16 protein-coding genes are annotated in these 18,772 nt (G+C 71.3%); 9 read left to right on the top strand and 7 right to left on the bottom strand.

What is annotated here, in order from left to right; all coding sequences use genetic code 11:
• The first annotated feature begins 17 nt into the window (after positions 1–17).
• The 7 genes from FM051_RS31640 to FM051_RS31610 all read left to right on the top strand — a co-directional run bounded on the left by FM051_RS31640 (position 18) and on the right by FM051_RS31610 (position 7,993).
• A complete protein-coding gene (locus FM051_RS31640; RefSeq protein WP_238412794.1) occupies positions 18–347 on the top strand; it encodes a hypothetical protein in 330 nt (109 codons plus the stop codon).
• The gene (locus tag FM051_RS31635; protein ID WP_158849800.1) at positions 334–1,806 is read left to right on the top strand and encodes a sensor histidine kinase; all 1,473 of its coding nucleotides are present in this window, start codon (positions 334–336) and stop codon (positions 1,804–1,806) included. Before FM051_RS31640 ends, FM051_RS31635 begins: the two co-directional genes overlap by 14 nt.
• On the top strand, positions 1,803–2,468 hold the full coding sequence (locus FM051_RS31630; RefSeq protein ID WP_158849798.1) for a response regulator transcription factor: 666 nt from the start codon (positions 1,803–1,805) through the stop codon (positions 2,466–2,468). Before FM051_RS31635 ends, FM051_RS31630 begins: the two co-directional genes overlap by 4 nt.
• 269 nt (positions 2,469–2,737) lie before the next feature.
• The gene (locus tag FM051_RS31625; protein WP_238412793.1) at positions 2,738–4,135 is read left to right on the top strand and encodes an SLC13 family permease; all 1,398 of its coding nucleotides are present in this window, start codon (positions 2,738–2,740) and stop codon (positions 4,133–4,135) included.
• A gap of 171 nt (positions 4,136–4,306) precedes the next feature.
• The gene (locus tag FM051_RS31620; RefSeq protein ID WP_238412792.1) at positions 4,307–5,467 is read left to right on the top strand and encodes a glycerate kinase family protein; all 1,161 of its coding nucleotides are present in this window, start codon (positions 4,307–4,309) and stop codon (positions 5,465–5,467) included.
• 215 nt (positions 5,468–5,682) lie between these two features.
• Positions 5,683–7,278, top strand: coding sequence for a pectate lyase family protein (locus FM051_RS31615; protein WP_202919123.1), 1,596 nt, complete (start codon positions 5,683–5,685; stop codon positions 7,276–7,278).
• 181 nt (positions 7,279–7,459) lie between these two features.
• On the top strand, positions 7,460–7,993 hold the full coding sequence (locus FM051_RS31610) for an SgcJ/EcaC family oxidoreductase (protein WP_202919122.1): 534 nt from the start codon (positions 7,460–7,462) through the stop codon (positions 7,991–7,993).
• A 2-nt stretch (positions 7,994–7,995) separates the two neighbouring features.
• Here FM051_RS31610 and FM051_RS31605 read toward each other — a convergent pair whose 3' ends face one another.
• From FM051_RS31605 to FM051_RS31580, 6 genes are all read right to left on the bottom strand, one after another.
• Positions 7,996–9,354: a sensor histidine kinase gene (locus tag FM051_RS31605; protein WP_158849792.1), complete on the bottom strand. Its 1,359-nt coding sequence runs from the start codon at positions 9,352–9,354 to the stop codon at positions 7,996–7,998.
• Positions 9,351–10,007, bottom strand: coding sequence for a response regulator transcription factor (locus FM051_RS31600; RefSeq protein ID WP_158849790.1), 657 nt, complete (start codon positions 10,005–10,007; stop codon positions 9,351–9,353). The genes FM051_RS31605 and FM051_RS31600 overlap by 4 nt, the downstream gene beginning before the upstream one ends.
• A 158-nt stretch (positions 10,008–10,165) precedes the next feature.
• The gene (locus FM051_RS31595; protein ID WP_158849788.1) at positions 10,166–11,338 is read right to left on the bottom strand and encodes an alginate lyase family protein; all 1,173 of its coding nucleotides are present in this window, start codon (positions 11,336–11,338) and stop codon (positions 10,166–10,168) included.
• Between the two features lie 33 nt (positions 11,339–11,371).
• A complete protein-coding gene (locus tag FM051_RS31590; protein ID WP_238412791.1) occupies positions 11,372–12,565 on the bottom strand; it encodes an MFS transporter in 1,194 nt (397 codons plus the stop codon).
• Between the two features lie 61 nt (positions 12,566–12,626).
• Positions 12,627–13,895, bottom strand: coding sequence for a PepSY-associated TM helix domain-containing protein (locus FM051_RS31585; protein ID WP_158849786.1), 1,269 nt, complete (start codon positions 13,893–13,895; stop codon positions 12,627–12,629).
• A gap of 73 nt (positions 13,896–13,968) precedes the next feature.
• Positions 13,969–14,490 (bottom strand): hypothetical protein, encoded by a 522-nt coding sequence (locus tag FM051_RS31580; protein ID WP_158849784.1) that lies wholly within the window; start codon positions 14,488–14,490, stop codon positions 13,969–13,971.
• 430 nt (positions 14,491–14,920) lie between these two features.
• On the opposite strand from FM051_RS31580, the gene FM051_RS53325 reads away from it, so the two are divergent.
• Entirely contained in the window at positions 14,921–17,587 is a 2,667-nt protein-coding gene (locus FM051_RS53325; RefSeq protein ID WP_158849782.1) for a helix-turn-helix transcriptional regulator, read from the top strand.
• A 67-nt stretch (positions 17,588–17,654) separates the two neighbouring features.
• Positions 17,655–17,918 (top strand): GNAT family N-acetyltransferase, encoded by a 264-nt coding sequence (locus FM051_RS31570; protein ID WP_238412790.1) that lies wholly within the window; start codon positions 17,655–17,657, stop codon positions 17,916–17,918.
• A 31-nt stretch (positions 17,919–17,949) separates the two neighbouring features.
• On the opposite strand, the gene FM051_RS31565 is transcribed toward FM051_RS31570, so the two are convergent.
• The gene (locus tag FM051_RS31565) at positions 17,950–18,714 is read right to left on the bottom strand and encodes an NAD(P)H-binding protein (protein ID WP_158849780.1); all 765 of its coding nucleotides are present in this window, start codon (positions 18,712–18,714) and stop codon (positions 17,950–17,952) included.
• Positions 18,715–18,772: the final 58 nt, after the last annotated feature.

Genomic DNA, 18,772 nt, shown 5'->3' with positions numbered 1-18,772 from the left:
ATCCTCATGGTCGTTTAATGGTCCTGCCGAAGTCGAGCGCGATGCTCGGACGCGTGACCCCCTCGCGGCGCACCGCAGCCCTGCTCGTGACGGCGGCTGCCCTGTTCGCGGCGGTCTTCGTCGTCTTCACGCTCGCCGGGCAGGCGCAGCCGCCCCGGATACCGGCCGAGGTGAGGATCGGTGAGTCCGCTCCACCGACCAGCGCGACCACGGCCCCGAGCACGTCCCTGCCGCCGACCACGTCGCCGCCCCCGACCACGCAGGAACCGCCGCCACCGCAAGCACCCCTGACCACGGTCGTGCCCCCGCCACCGCCGGTCGGAGACGATGACGATGACGACGACTGATCCTGTGCGGGACACCCGCGACCCGGATCGGATCCGGGGCACCCGCATCCCGGCCAGGGTGAAGATCATGGCGTGGATGCTCGGCCTGATGCTCCTCGTGCTGGCCACCGTCGTGCTCGTGGTCTGGCAACTGCTCGCCTCCGGCGTGGACAACCGGGTGGCCAGGGCGATCGAGCAGGAGGCGGGCGAGTTCGCCAACTTCGCCGGCGAGGCGAAGGACCCGGCCACCGGACAGCCGATCAGCGATCCGTACCGGCTGCTGGACGCCCACCTCCGCGCCCAGTACCCCGACGCGTTCGAGGTGCACCTCGGGATCACCCGGACCGGTGACCGACTGCGGGCGCTGCGCCAGGGTGAACCGCCGTACGACATCGGCGCCGACGACGCGCTGCTGCGGCAGATCGTCGACTCCCCGACGCCCCACGGCCAGGCGGACACCCCGGCCGGGCCGTTCCGCTGGGGCAAGGTGCACGCCCTGCCGCGAGAGGGGACGGGCGACGGCGGGTGGTTCGTCACCGGGTACTTCCTGACCGGTGTCGGCGCGCAGGACCGTCAGACCATCGACCTGATGGTGCTGGTCAGCGCGGTGGGACTGCTGGTGGCGGCGCTGGTGGCGTGGCTGGTCGCGGGCGAGATCCTGGCGCCGGTGCGGATGGTCCGCTTGGCTGCCGCGCAGATCGGCGAGGAGGACCTGAGGCGGCGCATCCCGGTGCACGGGCGGGACGACATCTCGGCGTTGGCCGAGCAGTTCAACGCGATGCTGGACCGGCTGGAACAGGCGTTCCGGGCGCAGCGGGAGTTCATCGACGACGCGAGCCACGAACTGCGCACGCCCATCACGATCGTGCGCGGGCACCTGGAGGTGATGGGTGACGACCCGGTGGAACGCGCCGAGGTGGTGCGGCTGTGCACCGACGAGCTGGACCGGATGAGCCGCATCGTGGAGGACCTGTTGTTGCTGGCCAAGGCGCAGCGGCCGGACTTCCTGCGCCCGGAGCCGGTGTCGCTCGCGGAGCTGACCAGCGATATCGACGCCAAGGTCCGGGCGTTGGGGCGGCGCAGGTGGGTGCTGGAGACGTTGGGGGAGGGCAATGTGCGGCTCGATCCGCAGCGGGTGACCCAGGCGGTCGTGCAACTGGCGCAGAACGCCGTGCAGCACACGTCCGACGGCGACGAGATCCGTCTCGGTTCGGCGTTGTACGGCGGCGCGGTGTCGCTGTGGATCAGCGACGAGGGCCGCGGTATCGCGCCCGCCGACCTGGACCGGATCTTCGAGCGGTTCGCCAGGGGACCGAGCAGGCCCGCCGACCGCGGCGGCGCCGGGCTGGGGCTGGCGATCGTGAAGGCCATCGCCGAAGGGCACCGGGGCACGGTGAAGGTGCTCTCCTCACCGGGAAAGGGCACCACCGTGGGAATCGAGCTGCCGAACAGTCAGTCCGTTGTGGACGGTGTCGGGTGAGCGGCCGGATCCTGATCGTGGAGGACGAGCAGCGCATCGCGTCGTTCGTGGAGAAAGGGCTCCGGGCCAACGGGTTCACGACCAGCGTGGTCGGGGACGGCGACACGGCGCTGTCGTGGGCGCTGACCGGTGACTTCGACCTCGTGGTGCTGGACCTCGGGTTGCCGGGTCGGGACGGGTTCGCCGTGCTGCGCGCCCTGCGCGAGGCGCGGGTGGCCACGCCGGTGGTCATCCTGACCGCTCGGGATTCGGTGCACGACACCGTTGCCGGCCTGGAGGGCGGCGCGGACGACTACATGACCAAGCCCTTTCGGTTCGAGGAGTTGCTGGCTCGGGTTCGGCTGCGACTGCGGCCGGCGGACCGCGCGCCCGAGGTGACCGTGCTGCGGCACGACGACCTGTCGTTGGACCTGCGCACGCGGCGGGCGCGGCTGCCCGATGCCGTCATCGACCTGACGGCCAGGGAGTTCGCTCTGCTGGAGCTGTTCTTGCGGCACCCCGGCCAGGTGTTGTCGCGGGAGCAGATGCTGTCGCACGTGTGGGGTTACGACTTCGATCCGGGCTCGAACGTGGTCGACGTGTACGTGCGGGCGTTGCGCCGCAAGATCGGCAACGAGCGGATCCAGACGGTGCGGGGGATGGGCTACCGGCTCGGGGTTTAGGCCCGGTGCGGGTTGTTGTCGGGGCGCGTAGATGAGGGCGGTTTCATCAACCGCTCACGGGTCGTTCAGCCGCCGGCAACAGGCTTGTCGTCATGAAGGTCGCGACAGACGTGAACGCGGCGCCACCCTGGGCGTCGGCCAGGACCGTGCCGATCGGGACCGTGCCGATCGGGACCGTGCCAGGCCGGAACTCATCTGGCCGGAACGCGCCGGGCCGGAACTCATCTGGCCGGAAGTCAGCGAGCCGGCCGGGGCGCAAGCGGACCGCGGTGAAGGCCGCGATCGGTGTGCTGGGCGTGGGCGCGGTGGCGCTGTTCCTGTTCATCGGTGGCACGGGGCTTCCGGCTGACGGCAAGGCGACGTTGCTGGTGTTCACCGTCGCGGTCGCCGCGTGGGTGTTCACCGGGCTGGACGACACGTACGTCGCCCTCGCCGCCGCGCTGCTCCTGGTCATGCTCGGCGTACTCGGCGGCGATCAGCTGTTCGGCGCGCTCGGCGGTGACACGATCTGGTTGTTGATCGCCGCTTTCGCCCTGGCGGCCGGTGTCGGTGCGACCGGGTTGCCCGCGCGGGTGGCGGTCGGTCTGGTCGCCAGGGCGCGCAGCGTCCGGCAACTGGCGCACCTGGTCACGGTCGCCTTGGTGCTGACCGCGTTCGCGGTGCCGGCCACCTCGGGACGCGCCGCGCTGGTCCTGCCCGTGTTCCTCGCGCTGGCCAAAGGTCTGGCCGACCGGCCACGGGTGGTTCGCGCGCTGTCCCTGCTGTTCCCCACCGTCATCCTGCTCTCCGCCGTGGCGACCCTGATCGGCGCCGGTGCGCACCTGATCACCAGCCACCTGCTGCTCACCGCGACCGGTGCGGGCATCGGCTTCGGCCAGTGGCTGCTGCTCGGGGTGCCGCTCGCCGTGGTCTCGTCGCACGCGGCGGCCGAACTCGTGCTGCTGGTGTTCACCCGCCGGTCCGACCGCGTGCGACGGCTGCGCGTCGACGCCGACCGGCTGGGCCGGCTGGCCAACGCCCCGCGCCCCGGTCGCCTCGAACCGGCGGAGCGCCGGGCGCTGATCGTGCTGGCGCTGGTGTCGGCGGCCTGGATCTGCGAGCCCTGGCACGGTGTCCCGGCCGCGGTCGTGGCGCTCGCCGCCGCGCTGGTGATCACGTCGCCGAAGCTGGGCACCGTCGCACTCGGCCCAGCGCTGGCCGGGGTCCCGTGGTCGTTGCTGCTGTTCATGGCCGCGACCGCAGCCCTCGGCACGGCGTTGACCGGTTCGGGGGCCGCCGCCTGGCTGACCGGGCACATGACGGGTCTCGGCGGCGGCGACCTGGCGTTCATGGCCGCGGTCGTGGGCGTCAGCACGGTGGCGCACGTGCTGGTGCAGTCCCGTTCCGCCCGGTCGAGCGTGCTGATCCCGGTGCTCATCCCGCTCGCCGCGGCGCTCGGGCTGAACCCGGCGGCCGTGGCTTTCGCCTCGACCGCGGCGGCGGGCTTCTGCCACACCACGCCGTCCTCGGCCAAGCCGGTGGCGATCTTCGCGACCGTGCCCGGCACCGCCACCTTCACCCGCGCCGACCTGCTCAAGCTCTCGGCACTGCTCGCACCACTCAACGCCGCGCTCGTCCTCGGGTTCGCCCTCACCGTCTGGCCACACCTCGGCCTGCCGCTGCGCTGAGTGAAGCGCTGAGTGAATCCGGCGCCTGTGCTCGCCGCGCCGCCTCCTTCTTTCCCGGCAACGTTCCGGCCGCCGGAAAAGTTTCCCAAGATCTTCCATTCACGCTCAAGTCGCTCACTCGGGTGACGTGGCTTGGGGGTTCCGCTGACCGTCCACTGTGGAGGAAACGTCATGATGCCGCTGAAGTTCGTCGTCGCACCGAGCGGGTTCAAGGAATGCCTCGACGCGGAGGAAGTGGCCGAGGCCATCGCGGCGGGCGTGCGTCGCGTCGTGCCCGGCGCGGTGGTCGACCAGGTTCCGCTGGTGGACGGCGGCGAGGGTTCGGCGAAGGCGTTGGCGGCGGCCACCGGTGGTGAGTTGGTGCCGGTGGTGGTGAGCGGACCGGTCGGTCGGCCGGTGCGGTCGCACTTCGCGGTGCTAGGCGGTCCCGGGCCGCGGACTGCGGTGGTGGAGATGGCGGCGGCGGCCGGGTTGCGGCTGGTGCCTGCGGACGCCCGCGACCCCGGGGTGACCACGACCTACGGCGTGGGCGAGTTGATCGGCGCGGCGCTGGACGCCGGTTGTGAGCGGGTCCTGGTCGGCTGCGGCGATTCCGGGACTTCGGACGGCGGTGCGGGTGCGCTGCAGGCGTTGGGTGCCCGACTGCTCGACGAACGTGGTGCGGACCTGGAGCCGGGTGGGGCCGCGCTGGCGAAACTGCACACCATCGACGTGTCCGGGCTCGACTCCCGGTTGGAGAAGATCGAGCTCACGCTGGCCTGCAACCCGCACAACGTGCTGTGCGGCGACCGTGGTGTCGCCAGGGTCTTCGGACCGCAGAAGGGCGCCGGCCCCGAGCAGGTCGAGCAGTTGGCCGCGGCGATGGACCGCTGGGCCGACGTGCTGCACTCGACGTTCGGCGTGGACGTGCGGCACGTGGCCGGTGGCGGCGCGTCCGGCGGGCTCGGGGCGGGGCTGGCCGCCGTGCTCGGCGCGACGTTGTTGCCACGCTTCGACGTCATGCTGGAGCACGTCGACCTCGACGCCCGGCTGGCCGACGCCGACCTGGTGATCACCGCCGAGGGCACGATCGACTTCCAGACCCCGCACGGGAAGGTGCCCGCCGAGGTGGCCCGGCGCGCCAAGCGGCACGGCAAGCCGGTGATCGCGCTGGCCGGGACCATCGGCAGCGGAGCCTGGCGGAGCCACGACGTGGGCATCGACGCGTACGCGGGCATCCTGGCCGCGCCCGTGCCGCTGGCCGAGGCCATGGACCAGGCGGCAAGCCTGCTCACCGACGCCACCGAACGCGTCCTGCGCATGGTGCTCGTCGGTGCCTCGCTGGGCAGGTGACTATTCGCGACCAACCGCTCGTCGCGATTGCGTCGAAGGGTCGTGGTGATGTGCCGTTGACGCGCCGGAAACAAGCCATTACCGTCAACCTGCAGTAATTGAAGTCACTTTCGACAGCGTGCCGCCAACCGCCGCCTCCGTTTGTCGGCAACCGGGTTCACCTGCGTGAACGCATTCATCAGCGTGAACTGCCGGATTCGCAACAGGAGGCTCGATTGAGCAAGCACAGATTAGCCGCGCTCGCCGCGGTGGCGAGTGGATTCATCTTCGCGGTGGCACTTCTGGTGGTGCCGTCGGCATCGGCCGCCACGCTGTTCGGTGACGACTTCGAGGACGGCAACTCGACCGGCTGGAGTTCCAGCGGCGGCAGCTGGACCGTGGCCACCGACGGATCGCGGGTCTGGCGCCAGTCCGGCACCAGCTCCGACGCCAGGGCGCTGGCGGGCTCGGTCTGGTCCGGCCAGTCGGCGCAGGCGCGGATCAAGCCGACCGGGTTCAACGGGACGGGCCGGCACGTCGCGGTGACCGCCCGCGTGCAGAACACGAGCAACTACTACTACCTGGGCCTGTCGAACGCGGGCTCGGTGGTGCTCGGCAAGAGGGTCGGCGGCGGGCTCACCACCCTGGCGACCGCACCGGCCGCCGTCACGGTCGGCACCTGGTACACGTTGCGGCTGGAGGTGTTCGGCAGCACGCTGCGCGGCTTCCTCGACGGCAACCTGGTGGCGTCCGCGACCGACACCACGTTCGGCAGCGGGCGGATCGGCTTCGCGGCCTACTACGCGTCCGCGTCCTTCGACGACGTGCTCGTGACCGACACACCGGGACCCGGCGGGCCGACGACGAGCACGACGACCACGACCACCACCCCGCCGCAGCCCGGCACCTGCGCCACCTCGGGCAGTCCGATCGGCTTCGCCTCGGTCAACGCGTGGGGCCAGAACGGCACCACCGGCGGCGCGGGCGGACCCACCATCGAGGTCGACACGGCGGCGGAGTTCCTGGCCGCGATCGCCCAGGCCGGGCCGTTGAACATCTGCGTTCGCGGCATGATCGCGTTGCCCGGCCCCATGCACGACGTCACGTCGGACAAGACGATCGTCGGCATCGGCTCCACGTCCGGCCTCACCGGCGGCGGCCTGAACATCGGCCTGCCGATCTCCGAGATCACCGCGCCGCCCGCCGACGCCGTGCACAACGTCATCGTCCGCAACCTGGTGTTCCGCAACTGGGCGGACGACGCGATCAACGTGCAGATGTTCTCCCACCACGTGTGGCTCGACCACAACGACCTGTCGAACGGCTACGACGGCGCGATCGACATCAAGCGGGGGTCCAGCTACGTCACGGTCTCCTGGAACCACACCCACAACCACGCCAAGAACATGCTGCTGGGCCACGACGACGACAACGGCGCCCAGGACGTCGGCCGGTTGAAGGTGACCTACCACCACAACTGGTTCAACGAGACACCGCAGCGCAACCCGCGGGTCCGGTTCGGCGAGCCGGTGCACCTGTTCAACAACTACTACTTCCACAACACGGACGTCGGCGTGGCGTGCCAGGCGGACGCGGGCTGCCTCATCGAGGGCAACTACTTCGAGGACGTCGAAGAGCCGGTGAGCAACAACTACGCCGGCCCGAGTGGGCGGTGCGTCGCCCGCAACAACGTCTTCGCCGGTGACGAGGCGGGCCAGCCCGACTGCAGTGGCAGTGTGCAGGAGGCGCGGGATTACTACGCCTACACGCCGGCGGACCCGAACAGCGTCAAGGCCACCGTCATGGCCGGCGCGGGCGTCGGCAAGATCTGAGCTGGTGGTGACCGGCGTGGCCGCCTCGGCCGCGCCGCTCACCTGGTCGTTTACCTACGGCCGACCTGCCCGGTGATTTCTTGGAGCAATCCTTACCGAGCGCTGTCTTTCTCCTGTCCGGCTGCTGGCGGGTGTCACACGAAAGTGGACACCAACAGCCAGGCAACACAAGGAGATGACAATGCGTAACATCGGGCGTGTTCGTATCGGAGCCGTCGCGGGTGCGGCGGCCTTGGCCCTCACGCTCACCGCATGCGGCGGTGGCGCCGCCGCCGGCAACGAACAGCCGGCCGCCGCCACAACCGCCAACGCCAGCGCCGTCGCGGTCTCCCAGCCGACCACGCAGGAGGTCGAGGCGCTGTTCACCGGCTGGAACCAGGCGCTGGCCACGGGTGACGCGCAGAAGGTCGCCGACCTCTACGCCCCCGACGGCGTGCTGCTGCCCACGCTGTCGAACAACGTCCGCTCCGACCGGGCCGAGATCGTCGACTACTTCCAGCACTTCCTGGAGAACAAGCCCAGCGGCGAGATCCTGGAGCGCCACGTGAAGGTGCTCGGGCCGAACGCCGCGATCGACGCCGGCATCTACCGGTTCACCTTCGCCAAGGACGGCAGCAAGGTCGAGGCCCGCTACACGTACGCGTACGAGAAGGTCGGCGGCAAGTGGCTGATCGTCAACCACCACTCGTCCGCCATGCCCGAGAAGAAGAGCTGACCCTAGGCAGCCCGCAGGACGATCCGGACGCACAGACCGCCGTGCTCTGTCTCGTGCAGGCTCACCGTGCCCCCGTCGTCGGACACCAGCTGTTTGACGATGGCGAGCCCGAGACCCGAGCCGGAGCGTCCGGTCAGCCCCGGACCGCGCCAGAACCGGTCGAACGCCCGCCGCCGATCGGCCGCGGTCAGGCCCGGCCCCTGGTCGGTCACCTCGATCACCGCCTTCTGGGCTTCGCGCCTGCTCGACACGGTGATCGTGGCGTGGTCCGGGGACACTCCCAACGCGTTGGACAGCACGTTGTCCAGCACCTGTTCCAGGTGCCCGTGGCCGGCCAGGGCGCGCAGGTCCGGGTCCGCGGCGTCGTGCCGGAGCCGGATACCGCCTTCCTCGGCGGCGGCGCGCCAGGTGTCGAACCGGTCCGTCACGACGTCGACGATGCGCACCGGTTCCGGCGTGGCCACGGTGGACTCGGCCCTCGCCAGCGCGAGCAGCCCGTTGACGAGCCTGCTCATCCGCACGACCTCGGCGGTGGCGTGGTCGACGTCCTCGCGCACGTACGGGTCGTCCACGCCGTCCGCGATGTTGTCCAGGGACAGCCGCAGCGCGGTCAGGGGGGTGCGGAGCTGGTGGGAGGCGTCACCGATGAACGCGCGCTGCGACCCGACCAGGGTGCCGATGGTCTCGGTCGCGGTGTTGAGCGTGCCCGCGAGCGTCCGGGTCTCCGGTGGCCCGGTCTCCGCGACCCGCGCGCCGAGGTCGCCGTCACGCAGCCTGGCCGCCATCCGGTTGAGCTCCCGCAGCGGGCGGGTGAGCCGGCGGGCCAGCAGGACGCCGACCACCGCGGCCGCGATCAGCACCGTGACGGCGAGGGCGGCCCGGAAACCCCAGATCTGCCACAGCCGGGTGCTCACCGGCGCGGACGGGTAGCTGATCCGAACGGCGCCGACGACCGTGCCGTCCGGCACCTTGGCGGGCACCGCCAGCACGAGACCTTCGGCTTGCAACGCGTCGGCGTGACGCCACTGCAGGTACTCCTGGCCGTTCAGCGCGTCGGTGAACGCCGGATCGTCGACAGCGACCGGGAGCGGCATCGGGTCCACGGCGGTGCGTTCGGCCGTCAGGACGTCCAACCGGCCGCGGGTCTGGCCCTGGTAGGCGTCCACCAGCCGGGCCAGCGCCTGCCGGGACGGCGCGTCGTCGGAGGCCAGGAGCAACGCGGCCACCTTCGCCTCGCGGCGCGCGGAGTTCTCCTCGTCGGTGTACAGCTGGTCGGTGAGCGTGAACGCCACCGGGACGGTGAACGCGGCGATGGCCACGAAGACCAGCACCACGTAACTCACGGCGAGCTGGCGGTTCACGTCAGCACCAACCGGAACCCGACCCCGCGCACGGTCTCCACGGTGGCCGCGTCACCGAGCTTGCGCCGCAGCGCGCCGACGTGCACGTCGAGCGTCTTGGTCGGGCCGAACCAGTTCGCGTCCCAGACCGCTTCCATGATCTGTTCTCTGGTGAACACCGCGTCCGGTGCTTCGGCGAGGAACGCCAGCAGGTCGTACTCCTTGGGCGTCAAGGTGATCTCGACACCGTCGACGTACACCCGCCGACCACGCCGGTCGATGGTCAGCCTGCTCGACACCGTCGCGTCCGGCTGGGCCGTCGCGGGTCTGACCCGGCGCATCACCGCGCGCATCCGGGCGATCACTTCGCGGACGCCGAACGGCTTGGAGACGTAGTCGTCCGCGCCGATCTCCAGGCCGACCACGCGGTCCGTCTCGTCGGCCCGCGCGCTGATCACGATGATCGGCACGTCACCGCGGGCGCGCAGCTCGCGGCACACGTCCAGGCCGTCCATGTCGGGCAGGCCGAGGTCGACCAGGACCATGTCGGTCGGCTCGGCCGCGAGCGCCTCGGTTCCGGTGCGCACCCACTCGACGTCGAACCCGTACCTGCTCAGACCTCGTGTGAGGGATTCCGCGATCGGCTCGTCGTCCTCCACCAGCAGCACCCGCATGCACGGATCCTCGCACTGTCCCCTTGCGACAGCTATGCCCGGACCCCGCGAGCGTTCAACTCGGGGGGTCCCGAACGTAGGACACACGCATTCTGAACGTAGGACACACGCGTTCTGGGTGTAGGACACACGGGGGCTGGAGGTAGGACTCTCGGGGGTTAGGCGGGGTTGGAGGCGTGGGTCAGGGTTTCCCAGCCTGTGAACAGGCGGTCGGTGCCGGTGGGGCGTTGGCGCTCGGTCAAGGTCTGGGTGTTGGTCATGGCGATGCCCAGCCGGGTGTTGAGGGCGTTGAACGCGACCTCGGTGGTCGGGCCCAACGCCTGTTTGAACGAGCCGCCGCACAGCCATGAGGGGACGGGCTCGGCGCCCAACTGGTACTTGGCGTGCAGGCCGTAGGCGTGGCGCAGGCGTTCGCGCACTTCGGCCCACAGGTCCTGGCCCTGGTGGCGGGCGGTCTCCGCGATGTGCGCGGCGGCGGCCAGGCCGTAGCCGGTGTGCGTGAAATCGCGGCACGTCTCCTGGGACAGGCCGTTGACGAACGTGCTCTGGTCGTGCCAGTAGGAGATGATCTCGGCCCGGGTGTCGATACCGCTGCCCGGCGGCGCCTTCGGCAGCGAGCCGTCCGAGGCCAGGTACACGAAGGCGGGCATCCGGGTCCGGAAGATCGACACCGCCTTGTCGTACACCGCGCGGTCCTCCAGGAACACCGAGATCCCGAGCGTCGCCTCCATCATGGACAGTTCCCAGTTGCCGTTCGTCGCGGCCCGCCCGTTGACGATCTCCGGCAAGTACACGTCGCGCAGCATGGTGGCGAACCGGCCGGAGTTCGGCCAGTTCCCGTGCACGTGCTTGATGATCTCCGCCGCACGCGGCCACGACGAGCCCGCCCACGCGGTCTGCAACGGCGCGTTGCTGTTGGTGTGGTCCCGGATCGTGGCCGACCAGGCGTCCATGATCTCGATCGCCTTGGTGGCGTACCGGTTGTCACGCGTGATGTACCACGCCAGTGACAACGTGTACGCGGCCAACGCGTCCTCGCGCTCGTCCGTGCACCCGTGGTTGGGGTTGGAATAAGACCCGCACTCCACCACCGCACGCGGTTTCGGCACGCGGGACAGGGAGGAGAACGGGTGCGCCATCATCCGGTCGTACGCGCCGCGCCACGGCTGCGCGCTCGCGTTCACCTTGTCGCGCACGAAGTCCAACTGCGGTTTGCTCACCAACACTCCGGGGTGGGTGAACGTGGTCGGTGCCGCCGACGATCGGGACGGCACCGCGACCACCAGGCTGACCGCCGACAAGGCGGCTAAGAGGGCCGATTTTCCGCGCATGACAACGAGTTTGTGTGGTCTGGACCACGGGCGTCAACGATGTTCACGGTGGTGAAACGACCGCATTGTCCGGTTCCGGTCGGTCGCGTTCCGGACCGTTCTTCCCGCCCGCACGAGTGGACGACCCAGTGCTCGCCGCAGGAACAACGCCGGCACGAGCACCAGAATCGATACACCCACCACGCCACCGAACACCCACGCCGCGTACACGGCGAACGCGAACACCTCGCCGCCCAGCCCCGCCACCGACGTCACGGTCGCCCGCGCGTCACCGGTGATCCTTTCCTGCAACCGGGTTTCGGCGGTCACCAGCACCAGTCGGTACAAGCCGTAGAACACCGCGACCACCGCCAGCCCCGCCGGGTGGCCGAACAGGCTCGCCGCACCCAGCAGCACCGCCGAACCGCCAAGCAGCAGACCCAACGGCCGCCGCGTGCCACCCATCGCGGCCCCGGCGGCGCCGGCCAGCGGGATGGCCAACGTCGCCAGCGGCACCAACGCCACCGGCACCCGCCAGTCCGCCGCGATCAGCGGGAAGTACTCCTCGAACGCGTCGATGCCCAACAGCATGGCCACGACCAGCACCGCGAGCCGGACGTCCGGGATCCGCACGGTCTCCGACCAGCCGGACCGCAACACGGCCAGGTACCTCTCCGGTTCCGGTCGCGGCGTCTCCGGCAGCCGGGTCGCCACCAGGGCCGCGGTCAGGCACGTCGCCACGCTCACCCACCCGGCCAGCGCGAAGCCGCCCACGTCGAACAGCACGGTGGCGAGCAGGGCGGCCGGGATCTGGGCCAGCAGGCCGACCGCGGTGACCCGACCCAGCACCCGACCGAACTGGTCCGCGGCGCCGACCGCGGCCAGACCGTCGTGCAACAGGGCTTCCAGCGCGCCCGACGACATCGCGCCGCCCACGCCCCACAGCACGAAACCCACCGCGAAACCGGTGAAGCCGGGTAAGACCGTCCACAGCGCGTAGCCGGCGGCCTGGAACACGCCGGCCCCGACGACCGACCACTTCCGCGAGAACCGGTCGGCGAACGCGCCGAACGGCACCTCCGCCACGACCGCGACCGTCGACCAGATCGCGAACAGCACCGAGACCTGCGCGTCCGACAACCCGGTGGACACGAACAGCAGCGCGTACAGCGGGTAGATCGGCACGGTGTCGGCAGGCAGCGCCCACCACACCGCGAGGCGGGCCAGCGGCCGAGCCGGAGGTGGCACAGGGTGTCAACCAAAGCGCATACACCCAGGCTAACCCGCCCCCGGCACGACCGTCACCCGGTTAAACCGGCTCGGGCACCTTGGTCCGGCGCGTGCTCAACACCGCGTCGACCAGCAGGAACGCCAGCAGGCTCAGGCCGAACAGCGGCACGAACCAGCCCACGCCCAAAGCCACCACGAGCACGGCCGCCAACTGCGCCCGGGGCACCTTCCGCCACTGGCCGCGCGGCACCGGACGGCCGAAGCCGCGGGTCGGGCGGCGCAGCCACCACACCCGGTAGCCCAGGACCACCAACGTCACCAGGCCGAGGCCGAGGGCCAGCAGGAGCAGCTGGTTCGGCCAGCCGAACAGGATGCCCATGTGCGCGTCGATGCCCCACCGGCTGAGCTTCGCGGCCAACGGGTAGTCCGCGAACCGCACCTGGTCCACGACCCGACCGCCCATCACCGCCACCGCGTCGACCTGCGACGGCCACCCGCGGCCGACCTCGGTCACCGTCCACGGCTTCTGGGCGGTGGCGGGCAGGGCGATCTCCACCTTGCCCGCGTCGATGCCCGCCGTCCGTGCGGTCGCCAGCACGGCGTCCACGTCGTCCGGTGACACCGCCGTGGTCGTGCCGCTGCCGTGCCCGGCGTGGTCGCCCGCGCCCGTGCTGAGCGCCGGAGTCGTCCAGTCGAGCGCTTTGCGCAGGTCGGAGACGTTCTCACCGGCGTAGGTCGACCAGGTCAGCCCGGTCGCGGACAGGAACAGCGCGCCGACCAGCACCCACAGGCCGAGCATCGCGTGCCGCCTGGTCGTGGGCTTGGTCCGCTGACTGCGGCGGCGGCTGAACCACAGGAACACGCCGCCCAGCGCGACCACCCACAGCCAGGACGCGGCCAGCTCGCTGTAGAGCCGGCCGGGTTCGCCGAGCAGCAGGTTGCGGTGGATCCCGTCGATCGTGGTGCGCAACGGCAGCACGCCGCTGGTGCCGTAGGTCATCAGGTCTCCGACCACCGTGCCGTCGGCCGGGTTCACGAACACCGTCGGCCGCGCGTCGTCGTCACCGGCGAACAGCACGCGGGTCGTCGCGCCGGGCTCGGGCGCCGGTCGGACGGCCACCAACTGGTCGTCGGGCCGGGTCGCGACGGCGGCCCGCACCTGGTCGGCCAGCGGCACCGACGACGTGGACGCCGGCACGCGCAGCTGGTCGGAGTAGAGCCACGACTCCAGTTGGGGAGTCGCGGCGTAGAGCACGCCGGTCAGGGCGGCGATCAGCACGAACGGGCCGACCAGCACGCCCGCGTAGAAGTGGAAGCGCAGCACGAGGCCGCGCCAGGACTCGGTCATGGCGAGAGCTCCTAGGTATGGGGAGATGCCACCGGTCCCCGGGAGCGGGACGGTGGTGGGGAGATGCGGATACCTAGGAGTGGGGCGGGCCTCGACGGGGCAGCGTGCGGCGGCGCAGCACCTCGGACAGCGGGTGCTGCGGGTGTGCGGCGATCGGGATGCGCAGCGGCGCGAACGCGGGCGGCGGGGTGAGCCTGCGCGGCAGCACCGACGCCAGGGCGGCGGCCAGCCGGAACAGGGCCTGCTCGAAGCCCGCCAGGGCCGCGACGACGATCGCCGTGGCCGCCACGTGGGCCAGCACGGTCGACGGTGCCGGCAGCACCTCGTGCGGCTGCCGGGACAGCAGGGCCAGGAACACGTGTGCGGCCACCTGCACCACGCCGACCAGGGACAGCAGTTCGGTGAACCCGAGTTGGCGGTCGGTCAGCGGCACGCACGTCCACGCGATGGCCAGCGCGAACGCCAGCACGTGCGGGAGGGAGGGCAGGTGACCGCCGCCGCTCGCGTGCGCGAGCACGGCCAGCAGACCGGTGGACAGCCCGACCGCACCGCAGCGCACCACGCGCGCGGCTCCTCGGGTCGGGGCGGGTGCCACGGTTGTGCAGCGTAGTGGGTGGACCGTTGCGCAAGAAGGGTGAAAGTTCGTCCCGCGGACGGGGAACGCCGGACTCCGTTGTCCGGGCGACCCCTATTCGTCGCTATTCACACCACTCGGGTTGGAATACCGTCGCTTCGGGTTGGAATAGTGCTGGTCAGTTGTAGGGCATTCCGCCGAACGGGCTGGTGGACACGTGTGCTGCGGTGGTGAAGACGGCGACCGTCAGGACGGCGATGAGCACTCGTGCGATTCGCATGCGTTCTCCAGTCGACAGGGGGTCGGGGGAATTCCGGCGATTACCGTGGCAGTAGTCGGTGGGACGCGGAGCGGAATCGGCGTGAACAAACGGATAACTGTGCGACGATCAGGTTAATTCGAAATAATGTAACATCTTGTTAACTTGGCGTTAGCGTCGTATTCTCGCGGTGTGCGCGCCGTCACACTGCGTCTCGCCGGTCGCGAGCGAGAGCTTGGCCGCCTCCTGGCGCTGGTGGACGACCTGTCCCAGGGGCGGGGCACCGCGCTGCTCGTGGAGGGCGAGCCGGGCATCGGCAAGACGGCGCTGGTCCGCGCGGCGTGCGACGCGGCGGCGGCCCGCGGCTTCCGGGTGTGCCGGGGCGCTGGCGACGAACTGGGCCGTCCCCTCCCGCTGCTGCCGCTGCTGGACGCGCTCGCCGTGGCCAGGTCGGAGAGTTCCGCGGTCACCGCCGAACGCCTGCTGGCGCGCGTGGACGACCTGTGCGCGATCGGGCCCGTGGTGCTGGTCCTGGACGACCTCCAGTGGGCGGACGAGGCGAGCGTCGCGGTGTGGCGGCGGCTGGCCGGCCTCGTGCCGCAACTGCCGCTGCTGCTGATCGGCGTGCTGCGGCCGTTGCCGCGCCGGGACGACCTGGCCGCGTTGCGCAAGGGCGTGAGCCGGCTGGCGCTGCCGCGCCTCGCGCCGACGGCCGTGGTCGAGCTGACCGGCGAGCTGGCCGGCGGCACCCCGGACGAGGCGTTGGCGCGGCTGGCCGAGGACGCCGGCGGCAACCCGCTCTACCTGGTCGAACTGGTCGAGGCGCTGTTACGCGGCGGTGCGATCGAGGTGGACGCCACCGGCGCGGCCCGGTTGGTCGACTCGGGCGTGCCGCCGTCGCTGTCCGCCGCGATCGCGGACCGGATCGGGTTCCTCGGCGCGGACGTGCGGCGGGTGCTCGTCGCCGCCGCGCTGCTCGGGGTGGACTTCCCGGTCGCGGACCTGGCCGCCGTGCTCGGGATGCGGGTGGTGGACCTGCTGCCCGCCTTGCAGGAGGCGACCGTGGCGGGCGTGCTGGTGGACGGCACGGCCGGCCTGTCGTTCCGGCACCCGCTGGTGCGCACCGCCTTGTACGACGAGGTGCCCGAGGCCGCACGGGGCGCGTGGCACGTCGAGGCGGCCCGCGCGCTGGTCGACACCGATGCGGGCGTGGACCGGGTGACCAGGCAACTGCTCGCCGCCGACGACCGGATGCCCGACTGGGTGGCGGACTGGCTCGTCGCGCACGGCTCGATGCTCGTCGCCCACGCGCCCGAGGCCGCCGTGGACCTGTTCGGCCGGGTCGTGGCCGCGCCGAACACCGGGTCGCGGCGCGGTGTGCTGTTGGCGCACCTGGCCGAGGCGCGGTTCCGGCTGGGCGACCACCACGGCGCCGAGGCCGTCGCGCTGGCCGGGCTGGAGCACGGGACGCTCGTGGACCTGCACTGGACGTTGGCGCAGTGCCGCAGCATGACCGGGCGTTCGGCGGAGACGTTGGTGGAGGTGGAGCGCGCGCTCGCGGCGCCGGACCTCACGTCGTCGGACCGGGCGCGGCTGCTCGTGCTGGCCGCCCGCGCGCACTGGGACATCGGCGAACTGGACGACGCCGAACGGCTCGCCCGTGCGGCGCTGGTCGACGGCGACCGGTGGGCCACCAGCTGGGCGCTGCACGTGCGCACGATCGTGGCCATGGTGCGCGGTCGGATGGCCGAGGCGTTGCCGCTGTTCGACCGGGCGTTGGCGGTGGCGATGGGTGAGCCCGCGACGTCCGACCTGCGGCTGCTGCTCCAGATCAACCAGGCCGTGACGTTGGGCGAGCTGGACCAGGGCGCCGAGGCCATCGCGTCCGCCCAGGTGGTCCGGCACGCCGCCGACCAGGTCGGCAACCTCGTGCGGCTCGCGCAGGCGCAGAGCGCGTTGGGGCAGTTGTTGCTGGACGCGGGGCGGTGGGACGAGGCGCTGGTCGACGTCGACCTGCTGGCCGACGACCTGAAGCACCCGATGGTGTCGCGGTGCGACCACGGTGTGGCGGCGTTGATCCACCTGCACCGGGGTGACGCGGAAGGCGCGCGACGGCACCTCGACGCGGCCGGGACCGGGCTGGAAGGTCACGTGATCGGGCCGTTGGCGCTGGCCGTGAGCCTGGAGCTGGAGCAGGGCGGTCGGGTGCGCGAGGCGTGGTCGGTGCTGACCGGGTGGGACTCGGTGGAGGACCTGCTGCCGGACTTCGTGCGGCTGGCCGTCGAGCTGGGCGAGGACGCTTCGGCCGCGGTCGAGCACGCTGAGGCGTTGGCCGCGGAGCTGGACGTGCCGCACCGGCGGGCGTCCACGGCCTACTGCCGGGCGTTGGTGTCGGCCGATCCGGTGGGGCTGCTGCACGCGGCCGACGAGTACCGGGTGGCGGGACGTCCGCTGTTCCGGGCCAAGGCGTTGTCGGCGGCGGCGGAGCTGTTCGCGTCGTCGGGCGACCGGTCGTCGGCGCGGGCGGCGTTGAGCCACGCGGTGGACGTGCACGCGGAGCTGGGCGCGGAGTGGGACTCGACCAAGCTGCTGGCCAGGTTGAGGGTGCACGGCATCCGGCGCGGCCCGCACGCCAAGCACAAGCGGGCCACGCACGGGTGGGAGAGCCTGACGCCGATGGAGCTGAAGGTCACCGAGCTGGTGGTGACCGGCTTGTCCAACCGGCAGATCGGGGAACGCCTGTTCCTGTCCGGCCGCACGGTGGCCACGCACGTGTCACACGTGCTGGCGAAGCTGGGCGTGCGGTCGCGGACAGACATAGCGCGCGAAGCCATCCGACACCTAGGCGCCTCTGGCTGAGGCCGACTCGCGCTTCGCCGACAAGCACTTCACGTTCTGGGAGACCCCGGACGGCACTCCCGTCTCCATGGCGGGCTCGACGTCGATGGTCGGCGGCATGATCCGGGTGGACCCCGTCTACACCCCGGCCCACCTCCGGGGACGTGGCTACGCGGGCGCCGTGACGGTCGAGGTGAGCCGGGCCGCGCTGACCGCGGGCGCGACGGACGTCGTGCTGTTCTCGGACCCGGCCAACCCCACCAGCAACGCCCTCTACCGGCGCATCGGATACGTCCCGGTTACCGACTTCGCCGGGTACGACTTCTCCTACGACGCACCAGAAGCCGGTTAGGAACACGACCGACACCTGCTGAGGTCCTGTGTCAGGGCCTTGGGTAGTGCTCGCGGGCCCATGTGGCGAACGTGCGCGCTGGGCGACCGAGGACTTCGGCAACGTCGTCGGACAGGATCGAGCCGTCACCGCTGCGGACCGCACGCACGCCTTCCGCGTACGCCTCGGGCAGTGCGTCCAGTGGAACATCTACTGTGGACAGTGTGCGGCCGAGGATGTCCGACAGCACGGCCACTTGCTCGGGGGCGCTCAGCAGTTCCGGTCCGGTGAGCGTGTACGTCCGCTCGTGGTGGTCGCCGAGCAGGGCTTCCACCGCCACCTCCGCCAAGTCGCGCGGGTCGACCACGCCGAGCCGCGTCGTGCCCATCGGGTTCGGGATCGGCTCGCCTGCGGCGATCTGCGGCGCCCACTGGAGCGAGTTCGACGCGAACAGGCTGGGGCGCAACAACGTCCACGCCGGGAACGCGCGGGTCGCCTCCTCGCCGGGCCGGTGCCACTCGGCGACCGGGCCGACCGGGATCACCGACATCTTCACCACCTTGGTCACGCCCGCGCGCTTCGCGGCGTCGAGCACGGCCAGGTCGTAGGCGGCCTGTTCGGGGGTTCCCGGCCCGAGCAGGAACAGCGCGTCCACGCCCTCGACGGCCCGGTCCAGGGACGCCGGGTCGGTGTGGTCGCCGTGTACCTGGTCGCCGGTCGGCGTGCGCGACATGGCGCGGAACGCGACCGAGCGGTCGGTGAGGAGGCGGACTACTTCACGGCCGGTGGTGCCGGTGGCACCCGTGATCAGCAACATGCGACGAGTCTGGTTTCCCGCGCCCGGGAAGGTCTTGGAAGTTTCGGCGGTTGTCCGG

Source organism: Saccharothrix deserti, from assembly GCF_009769385.1.
Taxonomy (GTDB): Bacteria; Actinomycetota; Actinomycetes; order Mycobacteriales; family Pseudonocardiaceae; genus Actinosynnema; species Actinosynnema deserti.
The sequence above is the reverse complement of the archived record's forward strand: the minus strand, read 5'-3'. Positions and strand labels throughout refer to the sequence as shown.

Excerpts from the sequence above, each read along its gene's own strand:
- FM051_RS31640 (WP_238412794.1), top strand. The coding sequence starts at position 18 with ATGGTCCTGCCGAAGTCGAGCGCGATGCTCGGACGCGTGACCCCCTCG.
- FM051_RS31635 (WP_158849800.1), top strand. The coding sequence starts at position 334 with ATGACGACGACTGATCCTGTGCGGGACACCCGCGACCCGGATCGGATC.
- FM051_RS31620 (WP_238412792.1), top strand. The coding sequence starts at position 4,307 with ATGATGCCGCTGAAGTTCGTCGTCGCACCGAGCGGGTTCAAGGAATGC.
- FM051_RS31610 (WP_202919122.1), top strand. The coding sequence starts at position 7,460 with ATGCGTAACATCGGGCGTGTTCGTATCGGAGCCGTCGCGGGTGCGGCG.
- FM051_RS31600 (WP_158849790.1), bottom strand. The coding sequence starts at position 10,007 with ATGCGGGTGCTGCTGGTGGAGGACGACGAGCCGATCGCGGAATCCCTC.
- FM051_RS31595 (WP_158849788.1), bottom strand. The coding sequence starts at position 11,338 with ATGCGCGGAAAATCGGCCCTCTTAGCCGCCTTGTCGGCGGTCAGCCTG.
- FM051_RS31585 (WP_158849786.1), bottom strand. The coding sequence starts at position 13,895 with ATGACCGAGTCCTGGCGCGGCCTCGTGCTGCGCTTCCACTTCTACGCG.
- FM051_RS31570 (WP_238412790.1), top strand. The coding sequence starts at position 17,655 with ATGGCGGGCTCGACGTCGATGGTCGGCGGCATGATCCGGGTGGACCCC.
- FM051_RS31565 (WP_158849780.1), bottom strand. The coding sequence starts at position 18,714 with ATGTTGCTGATCACGGGTGCCACCGGCACCACCGGCCGTGAAGTAGTC.